The 24,667-nt window shown below is 66.0% G+C and carries 20 protein-coding genes; 11 read left to right on the forward strand and 9 right to left on the reverse strand.

What is annotated here, in order from left to right; translation table 11 throughout:
• The first annotated feature begins 66 nt into the window (after positions 1-66).
• Together ACRQ5Q_RS32475 and ACRQ5Q_RS32480 are read left to right on the forward strand one after the other, a co-directional pair.
• Positions 67-393 carry a hypothetical protein gene (locus ACRQ5Q_RS32475; RefSeq protein WP_439373769.1) on the forward strand — a complete coding sequence of 109 codons (327 nt, stop codon included), beginning with the start codon at positions 67-69 and terminating at the stop codon, positions 391-393.
• 130 nt (positions 394-523) lie between these two features.
• Positions 524-1,210, forward strand: a complete 687-nt coding sequence (locus ACRQ5Q_RS32480; protein WP_439373768.1) for a glutathione S-transferase family protein — start codon at positions 524-526, stop codon at positions 1,208-1,210.
• A gap of 52 nt (positions 1,211-1,262) precedes the next feature.
• On the opposite strand, the gene ACRQ5Q_RS32485 is transcribed toward ACRQ5Q_RS32480, so the two are convergent.
• From ACRQ5Q_RS32485 to ACRQ5Q_RS32500, 4 genes are all read right to left on the reverse strand, one after another.
• A complete protein-coding gene (locus ACRQ5Q_RS32485; protein WP_439394007.1) occupies positions 1,263-3,272 on the reverse strand; it encodes a methyl-accepting chemotaxis protein in 2,010 nt (669 codons plus the stop codon).
• A 261-nt stretch (positions 3,273-3,533) separates the two neighbouring features.
• Positions 3,534-6,077: an HWE histidine kinase domain-containing protein gene (locus tag ACRQ5Q_RS32490; RefSeq protein ID WP_439394009.1), complete on the reverse strand. Its 2,544-nt coding sequence runs from the start codon at positions 6,075-6,077 to the stop codon at positions 3,534-3,536.
• Positions 6,074-6,847, reverse strand: a complete 774-nt coding sequence (locus ACRQ5Q_RS32495) for a biliverdin-producing heme oxygenase (protein ID WP_439394011.1) — start codon at positions 6,845-6,847, stop codon at positions 6,074-6,076. Before ACRQ5Q_RS32495 ends, ACRQ5Q_RS32490 begins: the two co-directional genes overlap by 4 nt.
• 161 nt (positions 6,848-7,008) lie before the next feature.
• Entirely contained in the window at positions 7,009-7,629 is a 621-nt protein-coding gene (locus ACRQ5Q_RS32500) for a glutathione S-transferase family protein (protein ID WP_439373764.1), read from the reverse strand.
• A gap of 129 nt (positions 7,630-7,758) precedes the next feature.
• On the opposite strand from ACRQ5Q_RS32500, the gene ACRQ5Q_RS32505 reads away from it, so the two are divergent.
• Positions 7,759-9,039: a flavin-dependent oxidoreductase gene (locus tag ACRQ5Q_RS32505; RefSeq protein ID WP_439394013.1), complete on the forward strand. Its 1,281-nt coding sequence runs from the start codon at positions 7,759-7,761 to the stop codon at positions 9,037-9,039.
• 214 nt (positions 9,040-9,253) lie between these two features.
• On the opposite strand, the gene ACRQ5Q_RS32510 is transcribed toward ACRQ5Q_RS32505, so the two are convergent.
• A complete protein-coding gene (locus ACRQ5Q_RS32510; RefSeq protein ID WP_439373762.1) occupies positions 9,254-9,673 on the reverse strand; it encodes a PaaI family thioesterase in 420 nt (139 codons plus the stop codon).
• A 52-nt stretch (positions 9,674-9,725) separates the two neighbouring features.
• Positions 9,726-10,844 carry an A/G-specific adenine glycosylase gene (mutY, locus tag ACRQ5Q_RS32515; RefSeq protein ID WP_439373761.1) on the reverse strand — a complete coding sequence of 373 codons (1,119 nt, stop codon included), beginning with the start codon at positions 10,842-10,844 and terminating at the stop codon, positions 9,726-9,728.
• Positions 10,845-10,953: 109 nt separating this feature from the next.
• Between mutY and ACRQ5Q_RS32520 the strand changes: the two genes are divergently transcribed.
• The 8 genes from ACRQ5Q_RS32520 to ACRQ5Q_RS32555 all read left to right on the forward strand — a co-directional run bounded on the left by ACRQ5Q_RS32520 (position 10,954) and on the right by ACRQ5Q_RS32555 (position 20,670).
• A complete protein-coding gene (locus ACRQ5Q_RS32520; protein ID WP_439373760.1) occupies positions 10,954-11,451 on the forward strand; it encodes a DUF721 domain-containing protein in 498 nt (165 codons plus the stop codon).
• 128 nt (positions 11,452-11,579) lie between these two features.
• Positions 11,580-12,251 (forward strand): DsbA family protein, encoded by a 672-nt coding sequence (locus tag ACRQ5Q_RS32525; protein ID WP_439394015.1) that lies wholly within the window; start codon positions 11,580-11,582, stop codon positions 12,249-12,251.
• 216 nt (positions 12,252-12,467) lie between these two features.
• On the forward strand, positions 12,468-15,932 hold the full coding sequence (gene smc, locus ACRQ5Q_RS32530; RefSeq protein WP_439373758.1) for a chromosome segregation protein SMC: 3,465 nt from the start codon (positions 12,468-12,470) through the stop codon (positions 15,930-15,932).
• Between the two features lie 128 nt (positions 15,933-16,060).
• Positions 16,061-17,038: a small ribosomal subunit Rsm22 family protein gene (locus ACRQ5Q_RS32535; RefSeq protein ID WP_439394017.1), complete on the forward strand. Its 978-nt coding sequence runs from the start codon at positions 16,061-16,063 to the stop codon at positions 17,036-17,038.
• A 139-nt stretch (positions 17,039-17,177) separates the two neighbouring features.
• On the forward strand, positions 17,178-17,738 hold the full coding sequence (locus tag ACRQ5Q_RS32540) for a LemA family protein (protein ID WP_439373756.1): 561 nt from the start codon (positions 17,178-17,180) through the stop codon (positions 17,736-17,738).
• A 32-nt stretch (positions 17,739-17,770) separates the two neighbouring features.
• Positions 17,771-18,979 carry a M48 family metallopeptidase gene (locus tag ACRQ5Q_RS32545; RefSeq protein WP_439394018.1) on the forward strand — a complete coding sequence of 403 codons (1,209 nt, stop codon included), beginning with the start codon at positions 17,771-17,773 and terminating at the stop codon, positions 18,977-18,979.
• A gap of 207 nt (positions 18,980-19,186) precedes the next feature.
• The gene (locus tag ACRQ5Q_RS32550) at positions 19,187-19,939 is read left to right on the forward strand and encodes a hypothetical protein (RefSeq protein WP_439373754.1); all 753 of its coding nucleotides are present in this window, start codon (positions 19,187-19,189) and stop codon (positions 19,937-19,939) included.
• Positions 19,940-20,001: 62 nt separating this feature from the next.
• A complete protein-coding gene (locus ACRQ5Q_RS32555; RefSeq protein WP_439373753.1) occupies positions 20,002-20,670 on the forward strand; it encodes a hypothetical protein in 669 nt (222 codons plus the stop codon).
• 40 nt (positions 20,671-20,710) lie between these two features.
• On the opposite strand, the gene ACRQ5Q_RS32560 is transcribed toward ACRQ5Q_RS32555, so the two are convergent.
• From ACRQ5Q_RS32560 to ACRQ5Q_RS32570, 3 genes are all read right to left on the reverse strand, one after another.
• A complete protein-coding gene (locus ACRQ5Q_RS32560; protein WP_439373752.1) occupies positions 20,711-21,250 on the reverse strand; it encodes an adenine phosphoribosyltransferase in 540 nt (179 codons plus the stop codon).
• 147 nt (positions 21,251-21,397) lie between these two features.
• Positions 21,398-23,563, reverse strand: coding sequence for an anthranilate synthase component I (locus ACRQ5Q_RS32565; protein WP_439373751.1), 2,166 nt, complete (start codon positions 23,561-23,563; stop codon positions 21,398-21,400).
• A 317-nt stretch (positions 23,564-23,880) separates the two neighbouring features.
• Positions 23,881-24,555 carry a dienelactone hydrolase family protein gene (locus ACRQ5Q_RS32570; RefSeq protein WP_158670283.1) on the reverse strand — a complete coding sequence of 225 codons (675 nt, stop codon included), beginning with the start codon at positions 24,553-24,555 and terminating at the stop codon, positions 23,881-23,883.
• Positions 24,556-24,667 lie beyond the last annotated feature (112 nt).

Consider the following 24,667-nt stretch of genomic DNA (forward strand, 5'->3'; position numbering starts at 1 on the left):
GGTTGAAAGCTGCGCCCGCCAGGACTAGATTCGTCCGATCAGCCCCGTCCTGACCGGTTGGGCCCCATGCGACGACAGTCCGAAGCATTGCTGCTGGTGCCGCTGCTGCCGATCTTCCTGCTCGGCATGTTTCCGATGTTCCTGATTGCGCTGCTCGGTTTCTTCGGCCTCGCGCTGTTCGGCGTGCTCGTGATCTGCGTCGGCCTCGCCAGCAGCAACGAGGCGCACGACAATTTCAATCACGACGTCATCGTCCACGGCTATGCGCGCGGATCGGAGCGCGCGGCGCGCGCCTCCGACATGCATCTCGCCGCGCGGCTCGGGCTGCGCCTGGAAGCCGTCGGTGCGGCGATGATCCTTACGGCGGCGATCGGCCTTTGTTACGCCGGCTGATCTGCGTGGGGCGCAGACACCGCCCGGCAAACTCGCCGGTTGCTCTCTCCGACGCGGGTCGGGCAAGAGAAGGCACCAGCGGCAATCACGCCGCGCCCGCTTTCGGCAAGAAACTTGGGGGAGATGTGTGATGCTCAAATTCTATTTCAACGGCTCGCCGAACCCGACCAAGGTCGCGCTCTATCTCGAAGAATCCGGCCTGCCTTACGAGCCGGTGAAGATCGACACCCGCAAGGGCGAGCAATTCACGCCGGAGTTCCTCAAGATCAATCCGAACGGCAAGGTGCCGGCGATCGACGACAGTGGCACGATCGTGTTCGACAGCAACGCCATCCTGCTCTATCTCGCCGAGAAGACCGGCAAGTTCCTGCCCGCCGCCGGCCTGCGCGGCGAGACGCTGTCATGGCTGATGTTCATCGCCACCGGTCTCGGCCCCTATTCGGGCCAGGCCGTGCACTTCAAGCATTTCGCGCCGAAGGACCAGAACCACGACTACGCCCATAACCGCTACCAGTACGAGACCGATCGCCACTACAAGATTCTCGACGCTCACCTCAAAGGCCGCAGCTACATGGTCGGCGACAGCTATTCGATCCTCGACATGGCGCTGTGGGGCTGGGCGCGGATGGTCCCCTTCAAGCTCGGCGACGACGCCTTTGCGCGCTACCCGAACGTGAAGCGGCTGGTGGACGAGATCTCGACGCGGCCGGCGGCGGCGCGGGCGATCGCGCTGAAGGACAAGTTCACCTTCAAGGCCGAGATGGACGATGAGGCGCGCGCCAACATGTTCAAGCACATGACGACCAAGGTCGCCTGATCACACCTCGCTGCGATTTGAAGGCCGCGCGCATGCGCGTGGCCTTCTGCTTTTATGCGGCGTGGACCGAGCTCAGGAATTTTGCGACTTCCTGCTTCAACCGGTTGCTGTCCGCCGACAGCGAGCGCGCCGCCGACAGCACCTGCGAGGACGCCGATCCCGTCTCGGACGCGCCGCGCTGCACGTCGCGGATATTGGTCGAGACGCGCTGGGTGCCGTGCGCAGCCTGCTGGACGTTGCGGGAAATTTCCTGCGTCGCGGCGCCCTGCTGCTCCACGGCGGCAGCGACCGTCGACGAGATCTCCGACAGCCGCTCGATGGTGCCGCTGATCTCCCTGATCGAGCCGACCGACTGCTCGGTGGCGGCCTGGATGTTGGAAATCTGCTGGCCGATCTCGCCGGTCGCCCGCGCCGTCTGCTCTGCCAGCGCCTTGACCTCCGAGGCGACCACGGCAAAGCCGCGGCCGGCCTCGCCCGCGCGTGCCGCTTCGATGGTGGCGTTCAGCGCGAGGAGATTGGTCTGGCCGGCGATGGTGTTGATCAGCTCGACCACGTCGCCGATGCGGGCGGCGGCCTTGGAGAGCTCGCCGACGCGCTCGTTGGTCCGGCTCGCCTGGCCGACGGCTTCGCTGGCGATGCGGGCGGATTCCTGCACCTGGCGAGCGATCTCGCTGACGGACGAAGAGAGCTCTTCGGTGGCCGAGGCAACGGCCTGCACATTGGCCGAGGCTTCCTGCGAGGCGCTGGCGACCTCCGTCGACAGGTCCTGGGCGCGCGTGGCCGTCGTGGTCAGGGTGCCGGCGGACGCCTCGAGTTCGCCGGACGCCGACGACACCGTATCCACGATCTCGCCGACCGCACGTTCGAACTGATTGGCCAGGTTTCTCATGTCCTGCTTGCGGCTCTCGGCCTGCCGGGCCTCGATCTCGGTCTGCTCGTGACGCAGGCGCTCGGTGTCGACCATGTTGTCCTTGAACACCTCGATCGCCTCGGCCATGTCGCCGATCTCGTCGGTCTTGCCACGGCCGGGAATCTCGATCGCGAGATTGCCGCCGGCCAGCAGCCCCATCGCGCGCGTCATCGAGGTCAATGGACCGACGATGCTGCGGGCGATCAGGAAGGCGACGGTCAGTCCGAACAGGACGGCGAGGCCGCCCGCGATCATCTGCACGGCCGTCGTGCCCTCGATCACGGCTTCGGCGGCGGAGCGCGACGCCGTGTAGTCCTTCTTCAACGTGGTTTCGGCGACACTGAGCTTGGCGATGCTCTCGACGATGAGCGGGGCGAGGTTCTTGTGGTAGATCTCGTCGGCCTGGAGCATCGCCGCGGAAGTCGTCTCGAACGCGGCTTTGTAGATGCCGAGCGAGGTCTTCACCGGGGCGAGCGTGGTGCGCAGCTCCGTCGCCTGCGGGCTCTTTTCGAGCGCCGAGAGGCGCTGCATCGCCCTGTCCACATTGGTCCTGAAGTTGGCGGGCCCCTTGGTGTCGCGCAGGGCGAGGAAACGCCAGTTGGCGATCTGCACCTGGAGCAAACGGGATTCGAGGTCCGCGACGAGGGCCGCGGTGTCCTCATCGACGGCCGCTCGCGCCACGTCGACCAGCTTGCCCATCTTGACGGTCAGCTCTTCTCCACTCGGCAACAGCGTCGCCTTGCCGGTTCGTGCCTCGTTGACGGCGTCCCCGAGATTGTCACGCAAGCTCCGCATCCGTGCGATGTCGCTGATGAGATCTTCGTAAAGCTTGCGCCGCTCCTCGGAGGCTGTCCCTTGCGCCCCAACCTTCAACAGCTCGGTCGCCGCGGTTTCCCGTTCCGAAGCCTCCTTCATCGCAGGTTCGCTGGCGTCGTAGATGTAGCGCAGATTGGCCCGCTGGATCGCCTGGAGGTGAGTCGATATCTCCAGCACCCGCGCGGTACTGTCCGATAGCGCCGATTGCTTTGCGACCTGATCCTGCACGGCCCGCAAATTCCAGACGGCAACCACCGCCGTCACGAGACCAACCACCACCAGGGCCATGAAGCCTGCATACAGGCGTCCCCTGATCCGCAAACGAAATTTCGGCATTCCCACTGTCCACCAGATGCATGCGACTTCGAGTGGCCGACCCGGTTCGAGGATCGTCATCGGCCACCCTGGCAGCCGCGCGTCGCGTCCTTGCGACCCACGCTGCACCGCCACACAATGGAGGACACTCGTTAATTGAACCTTCTGATTTTTCGCGGAGACTCTTTGCGACGCGCACAACTTCTGCTGATTTTATAGCCAGTTGCGCTAGGATTTGGCCTGCGACCAGCACGCCGCAAGCATTTCGACGATCGCCGTCGATCAGACGCTCGCCTGCGTCAATTTGCCGAGAGCGTTCTCGACCACTTCCAGCGTGTAGGGTTTCTGAACCACGGGCGCCGATGCGAGCTCCACCGGGATCGGCGCGCGCTCGCCATAGCCGGTGGCGAAAATGAAGGGTACGCCGATCTCGCTCAGCCTCTGCGCCACCCTGATACTGCTCTCGCTGCCGAGGTTAAGGTCGAGGAGAGCGAAGCTTGGCCGCGAACGCTCGATCGAGCGCAGGGCCTGGTCGACGGTCGCGGCCGTGTCGACGTGGCGGGCGCCGAGATCGAGCAGGATGACTTCGGCGGCCATCGCGATGATCAGATTGTCCTCGACGATCAGCGCCGTGTCGGAAATACGCGGGCGAGCGGCTTCCTGTTCTTCTATGCGCATGGCGGCTCCCGCGATGGCTGGCATCAGTTCGACGAAGTTGGGGGGAATGACGAATTTGGCTTGGACCCCCAGTAGATCGAAACGGATCTCGGCCTCGCCCTTGAGATCGAACGGCACGGAGCGTTCGATGATGGTGGTGCCGAAGCCGCGGCGCGAGGGCGGCTGCACCGGCGGACCGCCGCTTTCCTTCCACTCGATCACCAGGCTCGAGCTCGGGTCGAGTTTCCAGACCACTTCGACCTGACCCGTGGAATCGGCGAGCGCGCCGTATTTGGCGGAATTGGTCATCATCTCGTGCACGACGAGGGCGAGCGTTGCGAACGCCTTGGGGTCGAGTGCGACGTCGGGCCCACCTATCTTCACGCGCCCGGCGCGTGCGCCGAGATAGGCTCCTGCCTCCGATTCGACCAAGGTTCGTAACGCGACCGGCGCCCAGTTCAGGTTGGTGATCTGATCGTGGGCGCGCGCCAGAGCCTGGATACGGCCGCCGAGCACGCTGGCGAACTCCTCCACGCTAATCGCGGTGTCCTTGCTCTGCGCCACCAGCGCGCGGACCAGGCTCAGAATGTTGCGGACGCGATGATTCAGCTCGGCGATCATCAGCTCCTGCCGCTCCTGCGCGCCGCGGCGCTCGCGCGCGGCGAGGTCGGACAATTGCAGGATCACCTCGAGCAGCGTGACGCGCAGGCTCTCGGCAATGCGGATATCGGCTGCCGACCACGGCTTTGACTGGCCGGCCACCGTCTCCTGCCAGAGCTCGAAGCTCTTGCGCGGCGTGAGGCGCGGCCCGTGCGGACCTTCATCGTAGACCTTCTCAGGATCGCCGGCCCAGTTCACGGACCGCGTGACCTCGCGGCGGAAGAAGATCAGGCAATCGCGCGGAGTTCGCGAGATCGGAATGGCGAGAAACCCTGCCGCACGATCGCGGAAGGATCGGCCGGCCGCATAGACCTTGGCGATCTCGGCGCTGGCGAAAATACGTCCCGGCGAGGATCGGTTGATGAAGGCGACGAGATCCTTCACCTCGGCCTCGGTCGGCGTCTCCCCCTGGAGTGCGATCTCGTTGTCGGACCAGACGGCGACGCCGTCGCAGTCGATCATCTTGCGATAGTCGCCGAGGAAATCGACGATCGCGCGCCGGCTGTGCTCGTGTGAGGCCGCGATCTCGATCAGCCTCTCCTGAACCTGGTGGGCGCGGGTCTCGTAGGCAACGTCGCGCTCGCGCTCGCGCCCCTCCACGATCCAGGAGAACATCTGCCCGAACAGCTCGGCTGCCGTGCGCTTCTCGAACGAAATGTAGCGCGGCGAATAATGATGGCAGGCGAACAGGCCCCAGAGCTTGCCGTCGCGCAGGATCGACACCGACATCGAGGCCGCCACGCCCATGTTGCGCAAATACTCGATATGGATCGGCGACACCGAACGCAGCACGCTCATCGAGAGATCGAGCAGCCCGGCATTGTGCGTGGCGGTCGAGGTCAGCGCGGCGGGGCTGGCGTCGATGTCGGCAATGATGCGCAGCCAGTTGCGCTGGTAGAGGATGCGGGCCTGCCGGGGGATGTCGGAGGCCGGATAGTGCAGCCCGAGGAAGGATTCGAGCCCCACCTCCGCGGTCTCGGCGATGACCTCGCCGGACCCGTCCGGATGGAACTGATAGACCATCACGCGGTCGAAGCCCGTCAGCACCTTGAGCTGGCGCGAGGCTTCGCGGGCAAGCTCGTTCGTGCCACGCGTCTTGCGGATGCGCTCCAGCATCAGCCGGACGAGTTCGCCGGAATTGACGCCGGGCTCGTTCACACTCGGCTCCGCCTCGATGACGAGATAGGCGGCGGAGAAATGAATGGAGACGTCGTAGGGCGGCCTGCCGGCTTGGAGCTCAATCCCCAGCAGGCGCTCGGTGGCGTCCGGCCCGGTCAGATGATCGACACGGGCGCGGATGGTCTCGACGGCAGCTTCCGTAAAAACGCTCGCCAGCGGCTGCTGCAGCAGGTCGGCAACGTCCTTTCCGAGGAAGCCGCCGGCATTCTCCGATGCCATGCAGATCGTGAAATCGGAAAGCACCGTGAGCAGGAAGCCGTATGGCTGCACGCTGCCGGGAATGTGGATCGGTTCGCGATCGCAATTGGTGAGATCGACGGCCTCGTTCATGCGCGGTCTGCCGCCCGCTCGAACGTGGAGAAGGCAAGGCGCGCCGCCTCGATCGCTTCGTCCTCGTCGCAACTGCCATCGCTTGCGAGCTTCGACAGAAAGCTCTGCCAGAGCCGCTTGCCGGTGCCGTGGCGGAGATAGGCGGTCGCTTCCCGGACACGCGGATCGGCTGAATCAGCGACTGTTTTGAGCAGGAATTTCGCCCCGAGCCGGGAGCCTTCCAGCACATACATGGTGCCGAGCACGCCGCTGCGGGTCAGCGGGGACACCGATATGGTCCACGGCATGACGCTGCCAAGGCGGCCGAGGTCGGCCGCGATCGCGGCACTGCGCGACCGTTCCGGCCAGTCCGGAAATAGTCTTGCGACACCAGCATCAACGAGCGCGGCTTCGAGCGGCAGCAGGGCGGCCGCGCTGGCGTGCAGGAAGCGGTGGTAACCGGAAAGAACGGTAAGATCAAAGGATGAGAGTCGTGCGTCGAGCTCGCGATGCGCAGCCGACGTTGCGTCTCTTAACCGTTCGCGGAGTCCGGAGAAGCTGCGGCCCACCTGCGTTGAAACGTCCGAAGCCCCAGCCAGCATGAAATTCCCGAGAACGCAGGTTGCCAGAGGCGCAATTGCGCCCGGAAACCGAGGGAACGCCGGCGGAACGCAAAAGTTCCGCCGGCGCTGGCATCGTGAGAAGAACGCGACGGCCCTATCCGCTTTCTCGACGCGCTGGCGGTACGGCGCGGCCATCCCGCCGCTCATCGACACCTGGCTGCGAGCCAAGGGCATCGAGCGGCACAGCTCGCAGGTCGTGTCAGGCTATCTCGGGCGCTGCACGTCGCCGCCCGCACCGGAGAGCCGGACGGCGTCCTAGCGTCATTAGGGTGGGTTAGACCTGCGGCTGCGCAAAGCGCAGCCCCGGAGCTAACTCACCCTACAAGAGCTTACGCCTTCTGCGCGTCCATCACCTTGCGGATCGCCGGGCGATCCGACATCCGCTTGAAGTGATCCGCAATCTTCGGCGTGGCGTTGATGTCGACGCTGTCGCCCTCGAGCCAGTGCGAGAGCGTGTGGAGGTAGGGATCGCAGATCGTGAACTGATCGCCCATCACCCAGGGTCCTTTGAACATCTTCTGCTCGATGAGCTTGAAGCAGGCGGCCATGGTCTTCGGCACCATCGACTTCATGTCCGCAAACGAGCTCTCCTGTGTCGCCCAGCGCGCCCCGCGCACCTTGTGGGCGTGATTGATGTGCACGGTCGAGCAGAGATAGGAGTTGAACGACTGCACCTGGGCGAAGTCGAAGGGATCGTCCAGCGGCGCGAGCTTGGCCTTGGGGAAGGTTTGCGCGATGTAAGCCAGCATCGCCGGTGTCTCGGTCAGGACGCCGCGGTCGGTCACCAGGGCCGGCACCCGGCCCTTCGGGTTGATGGCGAGATAGTCCGGGCTGTTCTGCTGGTTGTCCTTGAAGCTCAGCCGTTCGGCGGTGTAGTCGGCGCCGGCCTCCTCCAGGGTCATGTAGGTGGCGAGCGCGCAGGTGCCGGTGGCGTAGTAGAGCTTGAGCATGTCGGACCTCATGGGGAAAGCCGGAAGCTAACGACTGTCGTCCCTAAGGTCTATAGCACACCATTCTCTTCGCAGTTGCCCACATCCGCCCGGCTGTGCCAAGACGCCTGCAATCGGAGGGGTTTTGTCATGACGGTACTCGTCGCCGGTGGCGGCATCGGCGGGCTGACGCTTGCGCTCAGCCTGCACGGAATTGGCGTTCCCGTGAAAGTGTTCGAGAGCGTCGCGGAACTGAGGCCGCTCGGCGTCGGCATCAACGTGCTGCCGCATGCTGTGCGCGAGCTGATCGAGCTCGGGCTGCTGGCCAAGCTGGATGCGAGCGGCGTGCGCACGCGCGAGCTCGCCTATTTCTCCAAGCACGGCAAGCCGATCTGGAGCGAGCCGCGCGGGCTGGAAGCCGGCTACAAATGGCCGCAATTTTCCATCCATCGCGGCACGCTGCAGCAGCTCCTGCTGGACACCGCAGTCGAGCGGCTCGGCCGCGAGAATATCCTCACCAGCCATCACCTGACCGGCTGGACCGAGACTGCGAATGGCGTGCGCGCCGACTTCATCGACAAGGCGACCGGCAAGGCCGCGGGGACCTATGACGGTGCGATCCTGATCGCCGCCGACGGCATCCATTCCGCCGCGCGAGAAAAGCTCTATCCCAACGAAGGTCCGCCGATCTGGAACGGCCGCATCCTCTGGCGCGGCGTCACGCCGGCACAGGCCTTCCTGACCGGCCGCACCATGATCATGGCCGGGCACGAGATCCTGAAATTCGTCTGTTATCCGATCTCGAAAGAGCCGGATGCGGCCGGCAACCACCTCATCAACTGGGTCGCCGAGCGCCACATGCCGCCGACCTATCAGTGGCGGCGCGAGGACTATAACCGCACAGCGCGGCTCGAAGAGTTCCTGCCCTGGTTCGAAAGCTGGCAATTCGACTGGCTCGACGTGCCTGGCCTGATCAGGAACTGCCCGCACGCCTATGAATACCCGCTGGTCGACCGCGATCCCGTCTCGCAATGGACGTTCGGCCGCGTCACGCTGATGGGCGATGCCGCGCACCCGATGTACCCGATCGGCTCGAACGGCGCCTCGCAGGCGATCCTCGATGCCCGCGTCATCGCCCGCGAGATCCTGGCGCATGGTCCGACGCAAGCCGCGCTGCTCGCTTACGAGGCGGAGCGCCGGCCCGCGACCACCGACCTCGTCCTGCTCAACCGCAGGAACGGCCCGGAGCAGGTCATGCAGCTGGTCGAAGAACGCGCGCCGGATGGCTACAAGGTCGTCACCGACGTGCTGTCGCAAAAGGAGCTGGAGGACATCGCCGCGAACTACAAGCGCGTCGCGGGATTCCAGGTCGAGGCGCTGAACGCGAAGCAGCCGATCGTGAGCGCTGGTGCGAAGCGGCTCGAGGCTTGAGCTCTCGCGCGAAGCGAGATGCGCATTGATGTGCCCTCGCCCCTTGTGGGAGGGGCAGCGACGTCGGTAGACGAGAACTCACTTGGGTGAGGGGTTGCCTCCGCGACTCCAACTCGCATTTGAATTCGCGGACAGATACCCCCTCATCCGGCGCTTCGCGCCACCTTCTCCCACAAGGGGGAGAAGGGAAGAAGAATGCGCGGCCAAACTGTATTCACTTCACCACCCTCGCCGCCTCCAGCAACCGTTCGCTCGCGCTGGCCGTCGCGAGCACCGTGCCGTCCTCCGCCATCAGCCTGGCCTCGACGAACGCGATCGTCCTGCCGAGCTGCGTCACCCTGGCTTCACCAATGATCGGGCCAGGCTTTGCAGGGCTGAGGAAATTCACGGTCATGCTGATGGTGGTGGTGTAGAGCCGCCCCTCGCTCATCACCAGCACGGCCGGACCCATGGTGTCGTCGAGCATGGCCGAGAGCATGCCGCCCTGGATGAAGCCCGCCGGATTGCAGAACTCAGGTTTGCCCTCGAAGCCGAGCCTGATCCAGCCCTCGTCGGGGCGAGCGTCGAGGAGGCGCCGTCCGAGCAGCTCGGCGCAGGGCGGCCTTGGAAAATTGTCGAGCGCGGTCTTGACCATCGGCAGCCTCCGTGTCGCGTCCTCATAGCTTAACGCTGCTGCCAGCGTGCCGTCAGGAGGATGGGCCCGACGAAAGATCCAGCGCGTGCGCAATTACCTTGCGCATGACGTTGGGCAGCGCTTCGTCGGCAAGCGCCGCGATCGGCACCCAGCGCATGCCTGTGGGCGCGCGGGTGCGGGCCTCGGCCTCCGCGGTGTAGACCACCAGCTCCAGCGGAAAGTGCGTGAAAACGTGGGTGACGACACCCACCTTGCGCTGCCAGCGCGACAGCCGCTTCAGCTCCGGCGCCTGCTGCTTCGCGGTGGCATCCTCTTGGCCGGCCAGCCAGTCCGAGCCCGGGACTTCCGTCATGCCGCCGAGCAGGCCCTTTTCGGGTCTTGAGCGGACGAGCAGCTCGTCGCCGCGTGTCACCACGAAAGCGGCGCCCCGCCGCAGCCTTCCGCTCTTCTTTGGTGCCTTGCGTGGGAACGTCTCTTGCGTTCCCTGTGCACGCCCCGTGCAATCCTCGGTGAATGGGCACAGTGAGCAGGCCGGTTTCTTCGGGGTGCAGATCGAGGCCCCGAGATCCATCAGCGCCTGGGCGCTGTCGCCGGCGCGCGAGTTGGCGAGCAGCGTCGCCGCCAATTGCTGGATCAGCGGCTTGGCCCGCGGCAGCTCGTCCTCAACGGCAAAAAGCCGCGACACCACGCGCTCGATGTTGCCATCGACCGGCATGGTGCGGCGGTCGAACGCGATCGCCGCAATCGCCGCCGCCGTGTAGGGCCCGATCCCCGGCAAGGCGCGCAGGGCTTCCTCGGTATCGGGAAAGACGCCGCCATGCTCGCGCGTCACCGCGACCGCGCAGGCGTAGAGATTGCGCGCACGCGAATAGTAACCGAGTCCCGCCCACATCCGCAGCACGTCGTCGAGCGAGGCCCGCCCGAGCGCCGTGACGTCAGGCCAGCGCGCGACGAACTTTTCGAAATAGGGCCCGACCGCCTTTACCGTGGTCTGCTGCAGCATGATCTCCGACAGCCAGACGCGATAGGGATCCGACGCCTCGCCGGGCGCGGCGCGCCAGGGCAGCCGGCGGCGATGACGGTCGTACCACTGGAGGAGCAGCGTCGGACGCGCTGAGGTCTCCGGCAGAACTGGTTCCGATTTCACGTTCGGGGCGGATCTGCGGCTCATGCGTTCACTGTAACGGCCCGACGCCGATCTCTCTACGTCATGCCCGCGCCAGTCGCGGGGATCCACGTCTTTCTTCGTGGTCGCCCGCCCGCAGTGCTATAAGGCCCCCATGTCGAAATCCGGTCCCATCTTCAAGCCCGGCCCCATCAGCGCGAAACCGCTCGGGATCCTGCTCAACGACGTATTTGCGGAGGCCTATGCCAAGCAGGGCTTTGCGGCGCGTGAGCTGGTGACGCGCTGGGCGCAGATCGCGGGGCCGGAGATCGCGGCTCATGCCGAGCCGCTCAAGATGCAATGGCCGCGGCCTGTCGAAGGCCAGCCGCAGGAGCCGGCGACGCTGGTGCTGCGGGTCGAGGGCCCGATGGCGCTGGAGATCCAGCACTCGGCCGATGTGATCCTGGAACGGGTCAACCGCTTCTTCGGCTGGAGCGCGGTCGGCAAGCTGGCCTTCCGCCAGGCCCCCCTGTCGCGGCCGAGCGGCCGGAAGCGGCCCGGACCTCCGGACCCCGAGGCGGTCGCCAAAGTGGCGGAGGGCCTGAGCGACATCGAAGATGAACAGCTCAAGTCGGCGCTGGCCCGGCTCGGGGCCGCCATCAAGCGAAATTGAGCCTCATTTCGCGGCCAAACTGGACCGGTCCCTGCCGCCCGCCATTGCCTCAGGCGACGTTTCAAGCTAGCGACAGGCCGCCCGAATGGGAACCTCGGGCAAACATCTTGCCAATTCGGGAGCCGACCTTGATCATCACCCGCCGGGCCTTCACCACGATGCTGTCGCTGACCGGGCTTGCCGCGGTCGCCGGGCTCTCGCCGCTGCGGTTCATCTCCGAGGCCATGATCCCTGAAGCGATGGCGCAGTCGGCCGCCGATGTGGCGAAGCCGGTGTCGCTGCCCGACATGGCGCTGGGCCCGAACGACGCCGCCGTCACCATCACCGAATACGCCTCGATGACCTGCCCGCACTGCGCCGCCTTCAACGAGCAGGTGTTCCCGAAGATCAAGAAGGAATACATCGACACCGGCAAGGTGCGTTACATCTTCCGCGAGTTCCCGCTCGACATCAAAGCAGCCGCCGGTTCGATGCTGTCACGCTGCATCGCCAATGGCGATGCGCCGAAATACTTCGCCGTCACCGACATGCTGTTCCGCCAGCAGAGCGACTGGGTGATGAAGAACACCACCGAGACCCTGACGCGGATCGGCAAGCAGGCCGGCCTCACCCAGCAGCAGGTCGAAGCCTGCCTGAAGGACCAGGCGCTGCTCGACAAGATCGCCGCCGACCAGAAATATGCCAGCGACGTGCTCAAGGTGGATTCGACGCCGACCTTCTTCATCAACGGCGAGAAGATCAAGGGCGAGGCCTCGTTCGAGGAGTTCGCCAAGAAGATCAACCCGCTGCTGAAGAGCTGATTCGCTCGTCAAGATCCTGATTCGCATCTCGAAAGCCGTCGCTTTCCCGGCATAAATCCCTTGGGAAAAGCAGCTTTCGCCGGTTGCCCTCGCGGCGCACCGCGGCCATTGTCCAGCCGCATGAGGCGCCTCGCGCGACTCGCCCGGATAGCGACATTGCCTTTCATGGTATTGTCCCGGCAGGGGATTCGCGCCTGCCAACAGAGATGCGTGCTTATGAAAATCACCCGCCTGCGACTTCACGGCTTCAAGTCCTTCGTTGAGCCCACGGACTTCGTCATCGAGCCCGGCCTGACCGGCGTGGTCGGCCCCAACGGCTGCGGCAAGTCGAATCTCGTCGAAGCGCTGCGCTGGGCGATGGGTGAAACCTCGTACAAGTCGCTGCGCGCCGCCGACATGGACGCGGTGATCTTCGCCGGCTCCGGCAACCGTCCGGCGCGCAACCACGCCGAAGTGACGATGACGATCGACAATGCCGATCGCACCGCGCCGGCGGCGATGAACGACAGCCAGATCCTCGAAATCTCCCGCCGCATCGAGCGCGAAGCGGGCTCGGTCTATCGCATCAACGGCCGCGACGTGCGCGCCCGCGACGTGCAGATCCTGTTCGCCGACGCCGCCACCGGCGCACGCTCGCCGGCCCTCGTCCACCAGGGCAAGATCGGCGAGATCATCCAGGCCAAGCCCGAGCAGCGCCGCCGCGTGCTGGAAGATGCCGCCGGCGTCGCCGGCCTGCACGCCCGCCGCCACGAGGCCGAGCTGCGGCTGAAGGCCGCCGAAACCAACCTCACCCGCGTCGAGGACGTCATCGGCCAGCTCTCCGGCCAGATGGAAGGCTTGAAGAAGCAGGCCCGCCAGGCCGTGCGCTACCGCGAGGTTGCCGCCAAGGTCCGCAAGGCCGAAGCCACCCTGTTCCATCTACGCTGGATCGGCGCCCATGCCGACGTCAACGAATCTGGCCAGACCCACGACCTCGCCGTGCGCGAGATGGCCGAGCGCACCCAGCACCAGGCCGAAGCCGCCCGCATCCAGGCGATCCGCGCCGCCGAAATGCCGGCGCTGCGCGATGCCGAAGCGCGCGCCGCGGCCGGCCTGCAGCGCCTCACCAATGCCCGCGAGCAGCTCGACCGCGAGGAAGAGCGCGCCAAGGAGCGCGTCGCCGAGCTCGAGCGCCGCCTCGCCCAGTTCGAAGGCGACATCTCGCGCGCCCAGCAGCAGACCATGGACGCCGATGTCGCGCTGCAGCGCCTCGACACCGAGGACGCGGAGCTGAAGGAAGAGATCAGGTCGCGCGTCGAGAAGCGCTCCGGCGTCGACGAGCGCGTGGCCGAGGCCGAGGCGGTGCTGACCGAGACCGAGCGGCAGTTCGCCGAGCTCACCACCGCGCTCGCCGACCTCACCGCCAAGCGCAACCAGCTCGAGGCCAACGTACGCACCCATCGCGACAAGCTCGCCCGGCTCGACCAGGAGATCGCGAACGTCGCCGCCGAAGAGCAGAAGCTCACCGAGGCCACCGGTGGCTTCGGCGATCTCGACGAGCTGACCGCGCTGGTCGAGACCGCGGAGCAGACGCTGGCGGCTTCGGAAGCCGCGGCGCAGGCCAGCGAAGCCGCGCATGTCGCGGCACGCCAGACGCTGGAATCCTCGCGCTCGCCGCTGAACGAAGCGGACAAGCGCGTGCAGCGCCTCGAGACCGAGGCGCGCACCATCTCCAAGATCGTCAACGGCGAGACCAAGAATCTGTGGCCGCCGATCATCGACGGCATCACCGTCGACAAGGGTTTTGAAAAGGCGATCGGCGCTGCGCTGGGCGACGATCTCGACGCGCCGATCGACCCGTCGGCGCCGATGCGCTGGACCAATGTCGGACACACCGAGGGCGATCCGGAACTGCCCGAAGGCGCCGTTCCGCTCGCGAGCCATGTGCAGGCGCCCGCCGAGCTGGCCCGCCGTCTCGCTCAGATCGGCGTGGTGCCGCGCGAGCGCGGCGCCGAGCTCGTCTCCCAGCTCAAGACCGGCCAGCGGCTGGTCTCGCCCGAGGGCGACGTCTGGCGCTGGGACGGTTTCGTCGCCGCGGCCCATGCGCCGACCGGCGCGGCACGCCGCCTCGCCGAACGCGCTCGCCTCGTCGACATCGAGAACGAGCTCGAGCAGGCCCGTATCGACGCGCAGATCAAGCGCCAGGCGCTGGAGAACGCCGAGTCCGAGCTGCAGATGGCCGCGAGCACCGAAGGTGCTGCGCGCGAAGCCTGGCGCGCCGCGCAGCGCGAGCTCAACGCCGCGCGCGAGCGCCACGCCGCCGCCGAGCGCGAGATCAGCCGCCACGCCGCCCGCAAGGCGACGCTGTCGGAAGCGCACAGCCGTCTCGCCGCCGACCGCGCCGAGGCCGAGGCCGCCTACGAATACGCCCAGGCCGGCATCTCCGAGCTGCCATCGAGCGAGGACACCGAGACCCGCCTCGCCGCCGTTCGCAGCGACATCGAAGCCCATCGCCGCATGGCCGCCCAGGTCCGCGCCGAAGCGCAGGCGCTGGCGCGCGAGGCCGAGCTCGCCGACCGCCGCGTGCAGGCGATCCTCGCCGAGCGCACCGAGTGGCAGAACCGCAAGGAGAGCGCGGCCTCCCACATCGACACCATCCAGGCCCGTATCGCCGAACTCACGATCGAGCGCAGCGAGCTCGAAAACGCGCCGCAAATGTTCGCCGAGAAGCGCAGCGCGCTGATCACCGAGATCGAATACGCCGAGAACGACCGCCGCATGGCCGCCGACGCGCTCGCCACCGCGGAGACCGCGATGGCGGAAACCGACCGGGTCGCCAAGCTGACGCTCGAAGCGCTCTCCAGCGCCCGCGAGGCCACCGCCCGCGCCGAGGAGCGCATGGAAGGCGCGCGGCGCCGGCTCGAAGACATCGAGCGCGAGATCCGCGACATGCTCGAGGTCGAACCACAGGCCGTCGCCGGTCTCGCCGAGATCGAGCCCGGCGCGGAGCTGCCGCCGCTGCACGACATCGAGGAAGACCTCGAGAAGATGCGCCGCGACCGCGAGCGCCTCGGCGCCGTCAATTTGCGCGCCGAGGAAGAGCTGCGCGAGGTCGAGACCCAGCACACGGGTCTGGTCACCGAGCGCGACGACCTGGTCGAGGCCATCAAGCGGCTGCGCCAGGGTATCCAGAGCCTCAACAAGGAAGCCCGCGAGCGGCTCCTGACGTCGTTCGAAGTCGTCAACAACCACTTCAAGCGCCTGTTCGTCGAGCTGTTCGGCGGCGGCGAGGCGGCGCTGCACCTGATCGAGAGCGACGACCCGCTCGAAGCCGGTCTCGAGATCATCGCAAAGCCCCCGGGCAAGAAGCCGCAGACGCTGTCGCTGCTCTCGGGCGGCGAGCAGGCGCTGACCGCGATGGCGCTGATCTTCGCGGTGTTCTTGACCAACCCCTCGCCGATCTGCGTGCTGGACGAAGTCGACGCGCCGCTCGACGACCACAACGTCGAACGGTACTGCAACCTCTTGCACGAGATGACCGGCTCGACCGACACGCGCTTCATCATCATCACGCACAACCCGATCACGATGGCGCGGATGAACAGGCTGTTCGGCGTCACCATGGCCGAGCGCGGCGTCTCGCAGCTGGTGTCGGTGAGCCTCGCCGAGGCCGTGGACATTCTCGACCAGAACGTGGCGTGACATCGCTTGCATGTCATTCCGGGGCTCGCGCAGCGAGACTCCGAAATGTTGGACACTCGAACTCCTCTGATGCGCGATTGCGCATCAGAGTTCGCGCCGCGCGCGCCCCGGAATGAGGGTGGGCAAACATGGTCTCTCCCACCCTCCCCGCCGAACTCAAAGCCGCGCTCGACGGCAAGCTGCAGGGCTTCTCGCGCACCGGCGCCGCACAGCGCTCGCAGAAGATCTCGACCACCTATCGCTCGGGCGGCGGCTCCGGCACGATCAAGTCGGAGGCCGATGCCCTCGCCTATGCGCTGGCGCGCATGCCCGCGACCTATGCGGCGGTCGCCGCGAGCCTGAATGCGCTGACCGAGATCGCACCTCACCTTGCGCCTGAAACGCTGCTCGATGTCGGCGCCGGCCCGGGCACCGCAAGCTGGGCTGCCGCGGAAGCGTTTCCGTCGCTGCAGGATTTCACCCTGCTCGACGCCAACGCCACGCTCAGCAGGCTCGCTCTCGAACTGGCCCGCGACAGCACGCGCCTCGCGGAGTGCCGCTATCTGCCGGGCGATGCCGGCGGTAACCTCGCCGAGGTCCCGCAAGCCGATCTCGTGATTGCCAGCTACATCATCGGCGAGCTCAACGAAGGCGATCAGCGCAAGCTTGCGGAAACGATGTGGGCCAAGGCCGGCCACGCGCTGGTCGTGATCGAGCCCGGCACGCCCGCCGGCTACGCCCGCATCCTCGCGCTGCGCCAGCAACTGATCGGCGCTGGTGCCTACGTCTCCGCCCCCTGCCCACACGAAAAACCCTGCCCGCTCGCCGCGCCCGACTGGTGCCACTTCAGCCAGCGCCTGCCGCGCTCGCAGGCGCATCGCCAGATCAAGGGTGCCGAGGTGCCGTTCGAGGACGAGCGCTTCATCTACGTCGCCCTCACCCGCAGGCCGCCCGCCACTCGCGCCGCGCGCGTGCTGGCGCCGCCGGACGTCGGCAAGGCCGAGATCGCCGCGAAGCTTTGCACCGAGGACGGAGTTGGGCTCACGAAGGTGCCCCGCCGCGACAAGGCAGCCTATGCAAGCGCCCGGCGTTGGCGCTGGGGCGATGCCGTCATTGCCGAAAGTTAACCTCATTCGTGGCCTTTGCCTTGAACTCGGACGGTTCCTGATCCGACCAAGTCTTGCCTCCCCTCCGCGCCAGGGCTCTCGTCCTGCGCCAATTTGGTCTACCCTAGCGCCCGCCTTCTTCCCTCTTCAGGAGTTCTCCATGTCGACCGGCTGGATCGTTCTCGGCGTCATCGTCGTTCTCGTGTTCCTGGCCTTCAGTGCCTACAACCGTCTGGTGGCGTTGAGCCAGCGCGTCGGCCAGGCCTTTGCCGACATCGACGTGCAGCTCAAGCAGCGCCATGACCTCGTCCCGAACCTGGTCGAGACCGTGAAGGGCTACGCCTCGCATGAGCGCGGCACGCTCGACGACGTCATCAAGGCGCGCAATTCGGCAATGTCCGCGCAGGGGCCGGCGCAGGTGTCCGCCGCCGAGACCCAGCTCTCCGGCGCGCTCGGCCGGCTGATCGCGCTGTCGGAGGCCTATCCGGACCTCAAGGCCAACGCCAATTTCCAGCAACTCGCATCCGAGCTCTCCGACCTCGAGAACAAGATCGCGGCCAGCCGCCGCTTCTTCAACAACGCGGTCCAGGAATACAACACCGGCATCCAGCAGATGCCCGCCGCGCTGTTCGCCGGCATGTTCGGGTTCACCAGGAAGGACTTCTTCGATCTCGGCGCCAGCCGTACCGAGGTCGAGGTCGCGCCTCAGGTGAAGTTCTGATTTGAACCGATAGGCCGGCAGGTCAACGCGTCATGGCCGCGTACGGTCTCTACACGCACATCGCCTCGAACAAGTTTCGTTCGATGCTGCTGCTCGCCGGCCTGTTCGCGCTGGTCTACGTGCTGGTCTATGCCGGCGCACTGGTCGCCGAAGTTCTCATCGACAGCAACGGGACCGTTGCCTTCTACCTGAGCCACGCCTTCCATGATCTGATCGTCGCAGCGCCAGTCGCGACAATCGTGACGGCGCTCTGGGTCGTGATCGCCTATTTCTTCCACCAGTCGATGATCGACGCGGTGACCGGCGGCCATGACGTCACAAGGCAGGAGGAGCCGCGGCTCTACAACCTGCTCGAAAATCTCTGCATCTCGCGCGGCATCACCATGCCGAAGCTGAAGATCATGGAGAGCCCGGCGCTGAACGCGTTCGCGACTGGCCTCAACCCGCGGCAATATTCGGTCACCGTCACCACAGGCCTCCTCAGCGCGCTGAACGACAAGGAGATCGAGGCGGTGCTGGGCCACGAGCTGACCCACATCAGGAACGGCGACGTGCAGTTGATGGTGGTCGCCGTCATCATCGCCGGCGTGGTCGGCTTCTTCGGCGAATTATTCTTCCGCCTGTTCACGAATTTGAGCTGGAACTCCGGCGGCTCGTGGTCCTCGGGCTCCTCCTCGTCGTCGCGGTCGTCCTCGTCGTCCAGCGACAGCAAGAGCTCCGGCGGCGGCGCGGTGATCGTCATCATCATCGCGGTCGTGCTGATCGTGGTGGCCTGGCTGATGTCCCAGGTGGTGAAGCTCGCGCTATCGCGCTCGCGCGAATACCTCGCCGACGCCGGCTCGGTCGAGCTGACGAAAGATCCGGACGCCATGATCTCGGCGCTGCGCAAGATCGAGAATCGCGGCGAGCTGCCAGGCGCAACCTCGGCGGTAATGGAGCTCTGCGTCGACAATCCGCGCGAGGGTTTTGCCGACCTGTTCGCGACCCACCCTTCCGTGCAGTCCCGGGTCGACGCCCTGGTCAAGTTCGCCGGCGGCCACGACCCCGGTCCGCTCCCGGACCCCACTGAGGAGACGGATCAGCCCGAGGCGGAACAAGCCGGGGCAGACGATACCCCGCCGCCGCTGTCGCAGGGGCCGTGGGGCGATGCAGCCGGTCCGGCCAATCCGCCGCCCATTCCCGCAGCGAGCCCCTCAGGAGCCCCGGCAAGCAACCCGATGGGACCGTGGGGCCGTCACTGAGCCACGCGATCGTCCGTGGTGCGTGGCGAGTTTGACACCGATCGGGAAAAACCCTCGGGAATTGCCGCAACCGGGGCGCAAGGAATTGAATTCTCCCTTGTTTCTGCCATGTTCGCGCCCAACAGCAGACTCGGGTCTTTTGGGACATCGATTTGGGGCCCGGCCGATTGCGACGTCGCGATCGGGGGCGCGCGTTAGGGGACAGCAATGGCAAAGCCGGCAGTGGTTGTGGTGGGCGCGGACAAGGGCGGGGTCGGCAAGACCACGGTATCGCGCACCCTGCTCGATTATTTCTCGGCCAACAACGTGCCGACCCGCGCGTTCGACACGGAGTCGCCGCGCGGAACCCTGAAGCGCTTCCACCCTGACATCACCGAGATCGTCGACATGACGACGACGGCCGACCAGATGAAGATCTTCGACACGCTCAACGCTGTCAGCCCTTCAGTCACCGTCATCGACGTCCGCGCCGGCCTGCTCTCGCCGGCGCTGGCTTCGCTCCGCGACATCGGCTTCCTCGACGCCGCCAAGGCCGGCCAGATCACCTTTGCGGTGTTCCATATCCTGGGACCCTCGATCGCCTCACTGGAGGAGATCGCCGAGACCGCCGGCTTCATGAGCGGCGCGAAATATTTCCTGGTGAAGAACTTCATCAATGACACCCAGTTCTTCCAGTGGGACCAGGCGACCTACAATTCCTACTTCCATCGCATCAAGGACGCGACCGAGCTCACCATCCCCAAGCTCAACGAAATGGCCTATGAGCAGGTCGAGGTGTCTTCCGTTCCGTTCCTGAAGTTCGTCGCCAACAAGGGCATCAGCGACGAGCCGGCGAACTATTCGTTCGTGCTGCGCGGCTATGTCCGGCACTGGCTGGCCAATGTCTGGAGCGAGTTCGACCGCATCCGCCTGACCGACATCGTCGGTTCGAAGCCGGCGACCCGCAGCACCGAAAAATAGTTGCGGACCCCGGTCGGATACGGCTGGATTGGGCGACAAGTTCGCTCAAATAATAGCCTGCAATGTCCCCGACCCCCGTCTACATCATCTGCTCGCCTCGCCCGCAGGTCGGCAAGACCCTGCTGGCGCGGCTGCTGAGCGAATTCCTGCTGCTCAAGAACGGCAATGTCGCGGCGTTCGACGTCAACCTGAAGGAACCGTCGCTGGTCGATTATTTGCCGAAGATCACCGAGACCGCCGACGTGATCGACACCTACGGCAAGATGCAGCTGATGGACCGCGTCATCCTCGATGACGGCCTTGCCAAGGTGATCGACCTAGGCTTCCACGCCTTCGACGAGTTCTTCAAGATGACCGAGGAGATCGGCCTGCTCAAGGAGGCGGCACGCCGCCACGTCGCGCCGCAGATCCTGTTCGTCGCCGATACCGACCGCGTCTCGGCCCGCGCCCATGAGATGCTGCGCGCGCAGATCCCGCGGATGAACCTGATTACGGTCGACAACGAGTATGTCGTGCGCGGCGAGCTGCCCCCCGCGATGGGAGGCGGCCGGCTGTTCCGCCTGCCCGCCCTGCCCGGCTTCCTCAAGACCTATATCGACCGGCTGAGCTTCTCCTTCACCGGCTATCTGCGCCAGGAAAAGGACTCCTCCACCGAGCTGCACCAGTGGACCCGGCGCAATTACCTCGCGTTCCGGGAGCTCGAGCTCAGCCTGATCCTGCAGAGGTCTTAGGCGGAAATTTCACGGGCGAAGGCCTTCGCCCGCGTGCAGCTCAGTGCCCCTCGAACGTCATCAGCGTGCGCACCGGCACGTCCATGGCGCGCAGCTTGGCGGCGCCGCCAAGCTCGGGCAGGTCGACGATGAAGCAGGCGGCGACGACGTTGGCACCGATCTGGCGCAGCAGCTTCACCGCGCCCTCGGCGGTGCCGCCGGTGGCGATGAGGTCGTCGACCAGGATCACGCGCTCGCCGGGCGCGACCGCATCGACATGCATCTCCATCTCGTCGATGCCGTATTCGAGCGAGTAGGCGATGCGCACGGTGGTGTGCGGCAGCTTGCCCTTCTTGCGGATCGGCACGAAGCCGGCCGAGAGCTGATGCGCCACCGCCCCGCCGATGATGAAGCCGCGCGCCTCCATGCCGGCGACCTTGTCGATCTTGTTGCCGGCCCAGGGATTGACGAGCTCGTCCACCGCGCGGCGGAACGCGCGCGCATCCGCAAGCAGGGTCGTGATGTCGCGGAACATGATCCCCGGCTTTGGATAGTCGGGAATGGTGCGGACGCTCGCCTTGATGTCGTGGTCAAAGGTCATGGTTATCTCGCTCTGGCTTCTCCATCGTCATTGCGAGCGAAGCGAAGCAATCCAGTTCTTCTCCGCGGCAGCAGTCTGGATTGCTTCGTCGCCTGTGCAAAATTGCTTTGCAATTTTTCGCGGGCTCCTCGCAATGACGACACTCATTCAATTTGCCCCGGCATCCAGCCGGAACGCATTCTCGACAATACGCAAGCCCACCTCGCCGCCGAGCGACATCAGCGATTCCGGATGGAATTGCACGCCGGCGACCGGCAGGGTCTTGTGCTCCAGCGCCATGGCGACGCCGTCGTCAGTGCTGGCGGTGACATCAAGCACCTCCGGCATGCTGTCGCGCTCGACAAAGAGCGAGTGATAGCGGCCGATGATGATCTCGTTCGGCAGGTTGCGCATCAGGCGGCCGCCGCGCACCTGGACCCGCGAGGGCCTGCCGTGGGCGGGATGGGTGAGCTGGCCGAGCTCGCCGCCGAAATATTCGCCGATCGCCTGCACGCCGAGGCAGACGCCGAACACCGGCAGCTTCCTCTCCAGCGCCGCATCGATGGTCTTCTTGATCCCGAAATCCTCAGGGCGCCCGGGGCCGGGCGACAGCACCAGCAAATCCCACCTCTTCTGCTTGAGCATGTCGAGCGCATGCACATAGCGGACCACGGTGACCTCGGCGCCGACCTGGCGGAAATAATCGGCGAGCATGTGCACGAAGCTGTCGTCGTGGTCGATCAGCAGCACCCGCTTGCCGGAGCCGGTGGCATCGGGCGCAAAGGTCGACAACGGTTTTGGCGGATCGCCGCGCAGCGCCTGGAACAGGGCGGCCGCCTTGACCTGGCATTCGCGGTCTTCCGCGGCGGGATCTGAATCGAACAGGCAGGTGGCACCGACACGCACTTCTGCGAGACCATCCTTCATGCGGATGGTGCGGATTGTAAGGCCGGTGTTGATGCTGCCGTCGAAATTCACAGCTCCAATGGCGCCGGCATACCAGCGCCGCGGCGAGCGCTCGTGATCCTCGACGAACTGCATCGCCCACAGCTTCGGCGCGCCGGTGACGGTGACGGCCCATGCATGGGTGAGGAAGGCATCCAGCGCATCGAAGCCGGGGCGCAGCATGCCCTCGACGTGATCGACGGTGTGGAACAGCTTCGAGTAGGTCTCGATCTGCCGGCGCGCCAAGACCTTGATCGTGCCGGGCACGCAGACGCGCGCCTTGTCGTTACGGTCGACATCGGTGCACATGTTGAGCTCGAACTCGTCCTTCTCCGAGTTCAGCAGCTGGCGGATCTGCTCGGCATCGCCGATCGCGTCGGTACCGCGTGCAATCGTGCCCGAGATCGGGCAGGTCTCGACGCGGCGTCCGTCCGAGCGCACGAACATTTCCGGCGAGGCGGAAACCAGGAATTCACCCTCACCGAGATTCATCAGCGCGCCATAGGGCGACGGGTTGATGACGCAGAGGCGCTGGAACACTTCGGCCGGCGAGCGTTCGCAGGGTTCGGCGAACAGCTGGCCCGGCACGGCTTCAAAGAGATCACCGCGTGCAAAGGCCGCGCGCGCGGTCTCGACCGTCGCCTGATATTCGCCCGGCGCGTGATCTGCAAAGCCCTGGCGCGGCGTCTTCAGGTACGGGCTGTCGGCGGTCTCGCGCGGCAGGCCCTCGGTGGACTTGCCCTTCCAGGCGAAGTCGTAGCTGAGCACGACGCCGCGACCGGTGGCGCGGTCATAGGCCAGCAGGCGATCGGGCACGTACAGCACGATGTCGCGCTGGTCGGCTTCCCGCGCGCGCTTCTGCACGAGGTCCTCGATCTGGAACACGAGGTCGTAGGCGAAGGCGCCGAACAGGCCGAGCAACCCGTCGTCACTGGCGGAGAAGGCGGCAACGAGGTCGCGCACCAGCGACATCGCGCTGGCGCGCCGCGTGCGCTGGTCTTCCTCGACCGGGGCATCGCCGCGGATGATGTGGCCGGCAAGCCGCGTCGCCGTCTTCTCGGAGATGACGACGCAGGGCTCGCGCAGGACGTCGCCGAGGAAGGCGATCAGCACCTGCCCGCGCGCATTCAGTGCTTCCAGCTTGAAATTGACGCCCGCGGTCTCGAGCTTGAGCGGCGGATCGGAAAAGCCGAGGTCAAAGCTCTCGTAGCGGCCGGGCACGGTCGTGCCCGAGGACAGCACCACGCCGCGGCGGCGGTCGAGCAGGCTGACGAGATCGTCGAGCCTGTTGGCGCCGCCGGTGAATTGCTCCGCCACGCGCGTGATCGCGAGACCCGCGCGGGTCGCGTACTCACTTCTGGCCGGGAGGGCAAAGACTGTCCTGTTCATGTGATCCTCTTGGGTCCTCTTACGAGACTTGCCGAGGGAACGCCACACAGGACAAACGATCAGGCCGCCGCGCTGTGCCGGCGACCTTCGACGATTCTGGGAAAAGAAATCGCACCGGCCACCTCGTCAGGAGGTGCGCCACCAAAGACGGGCTGGGCGGACGGCGGTGCTCATGGGGGCGATACTCACCATGGCACGGGGGCGGCGTCAAGGGTGGGCACGGTGCCGTAGCCCGGATGGAGCGCAGCGCAATTCCAGGATTCGTACCGCGGCGAGACAGCCCCGGATTACCTGCGCTCCATCCGGCCTACAGGCGCTCAACCCAGATGCTTCCTAAAAAACTCCGTCGCCCGGCCCCAGGCGAGCTCGGCGGCCTCGCGGTCATGCACGGCCTGGCGCTGCTCGTTGACGAAGGCGTGCTCGGCATCATAGCGGAACAGTTCGAGCGACTTGCCGGCGGCCTTCATGGCCTTTTCGAAACCGTTGACCAGCTCCGGCGTGCACCAATCGTCCTTATTGGCGAAATGAGCCTGGAGCGGGATCTTGACGTCGGCAGGCTTGGCCGCCTGCTCCGGCGGGATGCCGTAGAACACCACGCCGGCGGCGAGCTCCGGAATCTTGGTCGCGCCGATGATGGTGACGGCGCCGCCGAGGCAGAAGCCGGTCAGTCCGACCTTGGCGCCGTTGCGCGACAGGTACTGCGCGGCGCCGCGCACGGTCTGCGTGGTGGCGTCCATGAAGTCGAGCGAGTTCATCTCCTTGTTGGCGCTCTCCGTGTCGTGATACGGCACCACCTTGCCCTTGTAGAGATCGGGCGCCAGCGCATCGAAGCCGGCGAGCGCGAAGCGGTCGCACAGGCCCTTGATCTGGTCGGACAGGCCCCACCATTCCTGGATCACGACCACGCCCGGCGCGTTGCCGCGCGCGGCATTGGCGAGATATCCCGAGGCGTCCTTGCCGTCCGGGCGCTTGAAGGTGATGGCGGTTCCCATGGTGTCCTCCGGTGAGTTTCTGGGGAGCGGTTGGCGGTATTCTGGCCGGTGCCGGCAGATGACGCAATCCACACTCTCGTCATTCCCGGGCGCGCGATCGCGCGAGCCCGGA

This window comes from Bradyrhizobium sp. PMVTL-01 (assembly GCF_051861855.1).
Classification (GTDB): domain Bacteria; phylum Pseudomonadota; class Alphaproteobacteria; order Rhizobiales; family Xanthobacteraceae; genus Bradyrhizobium.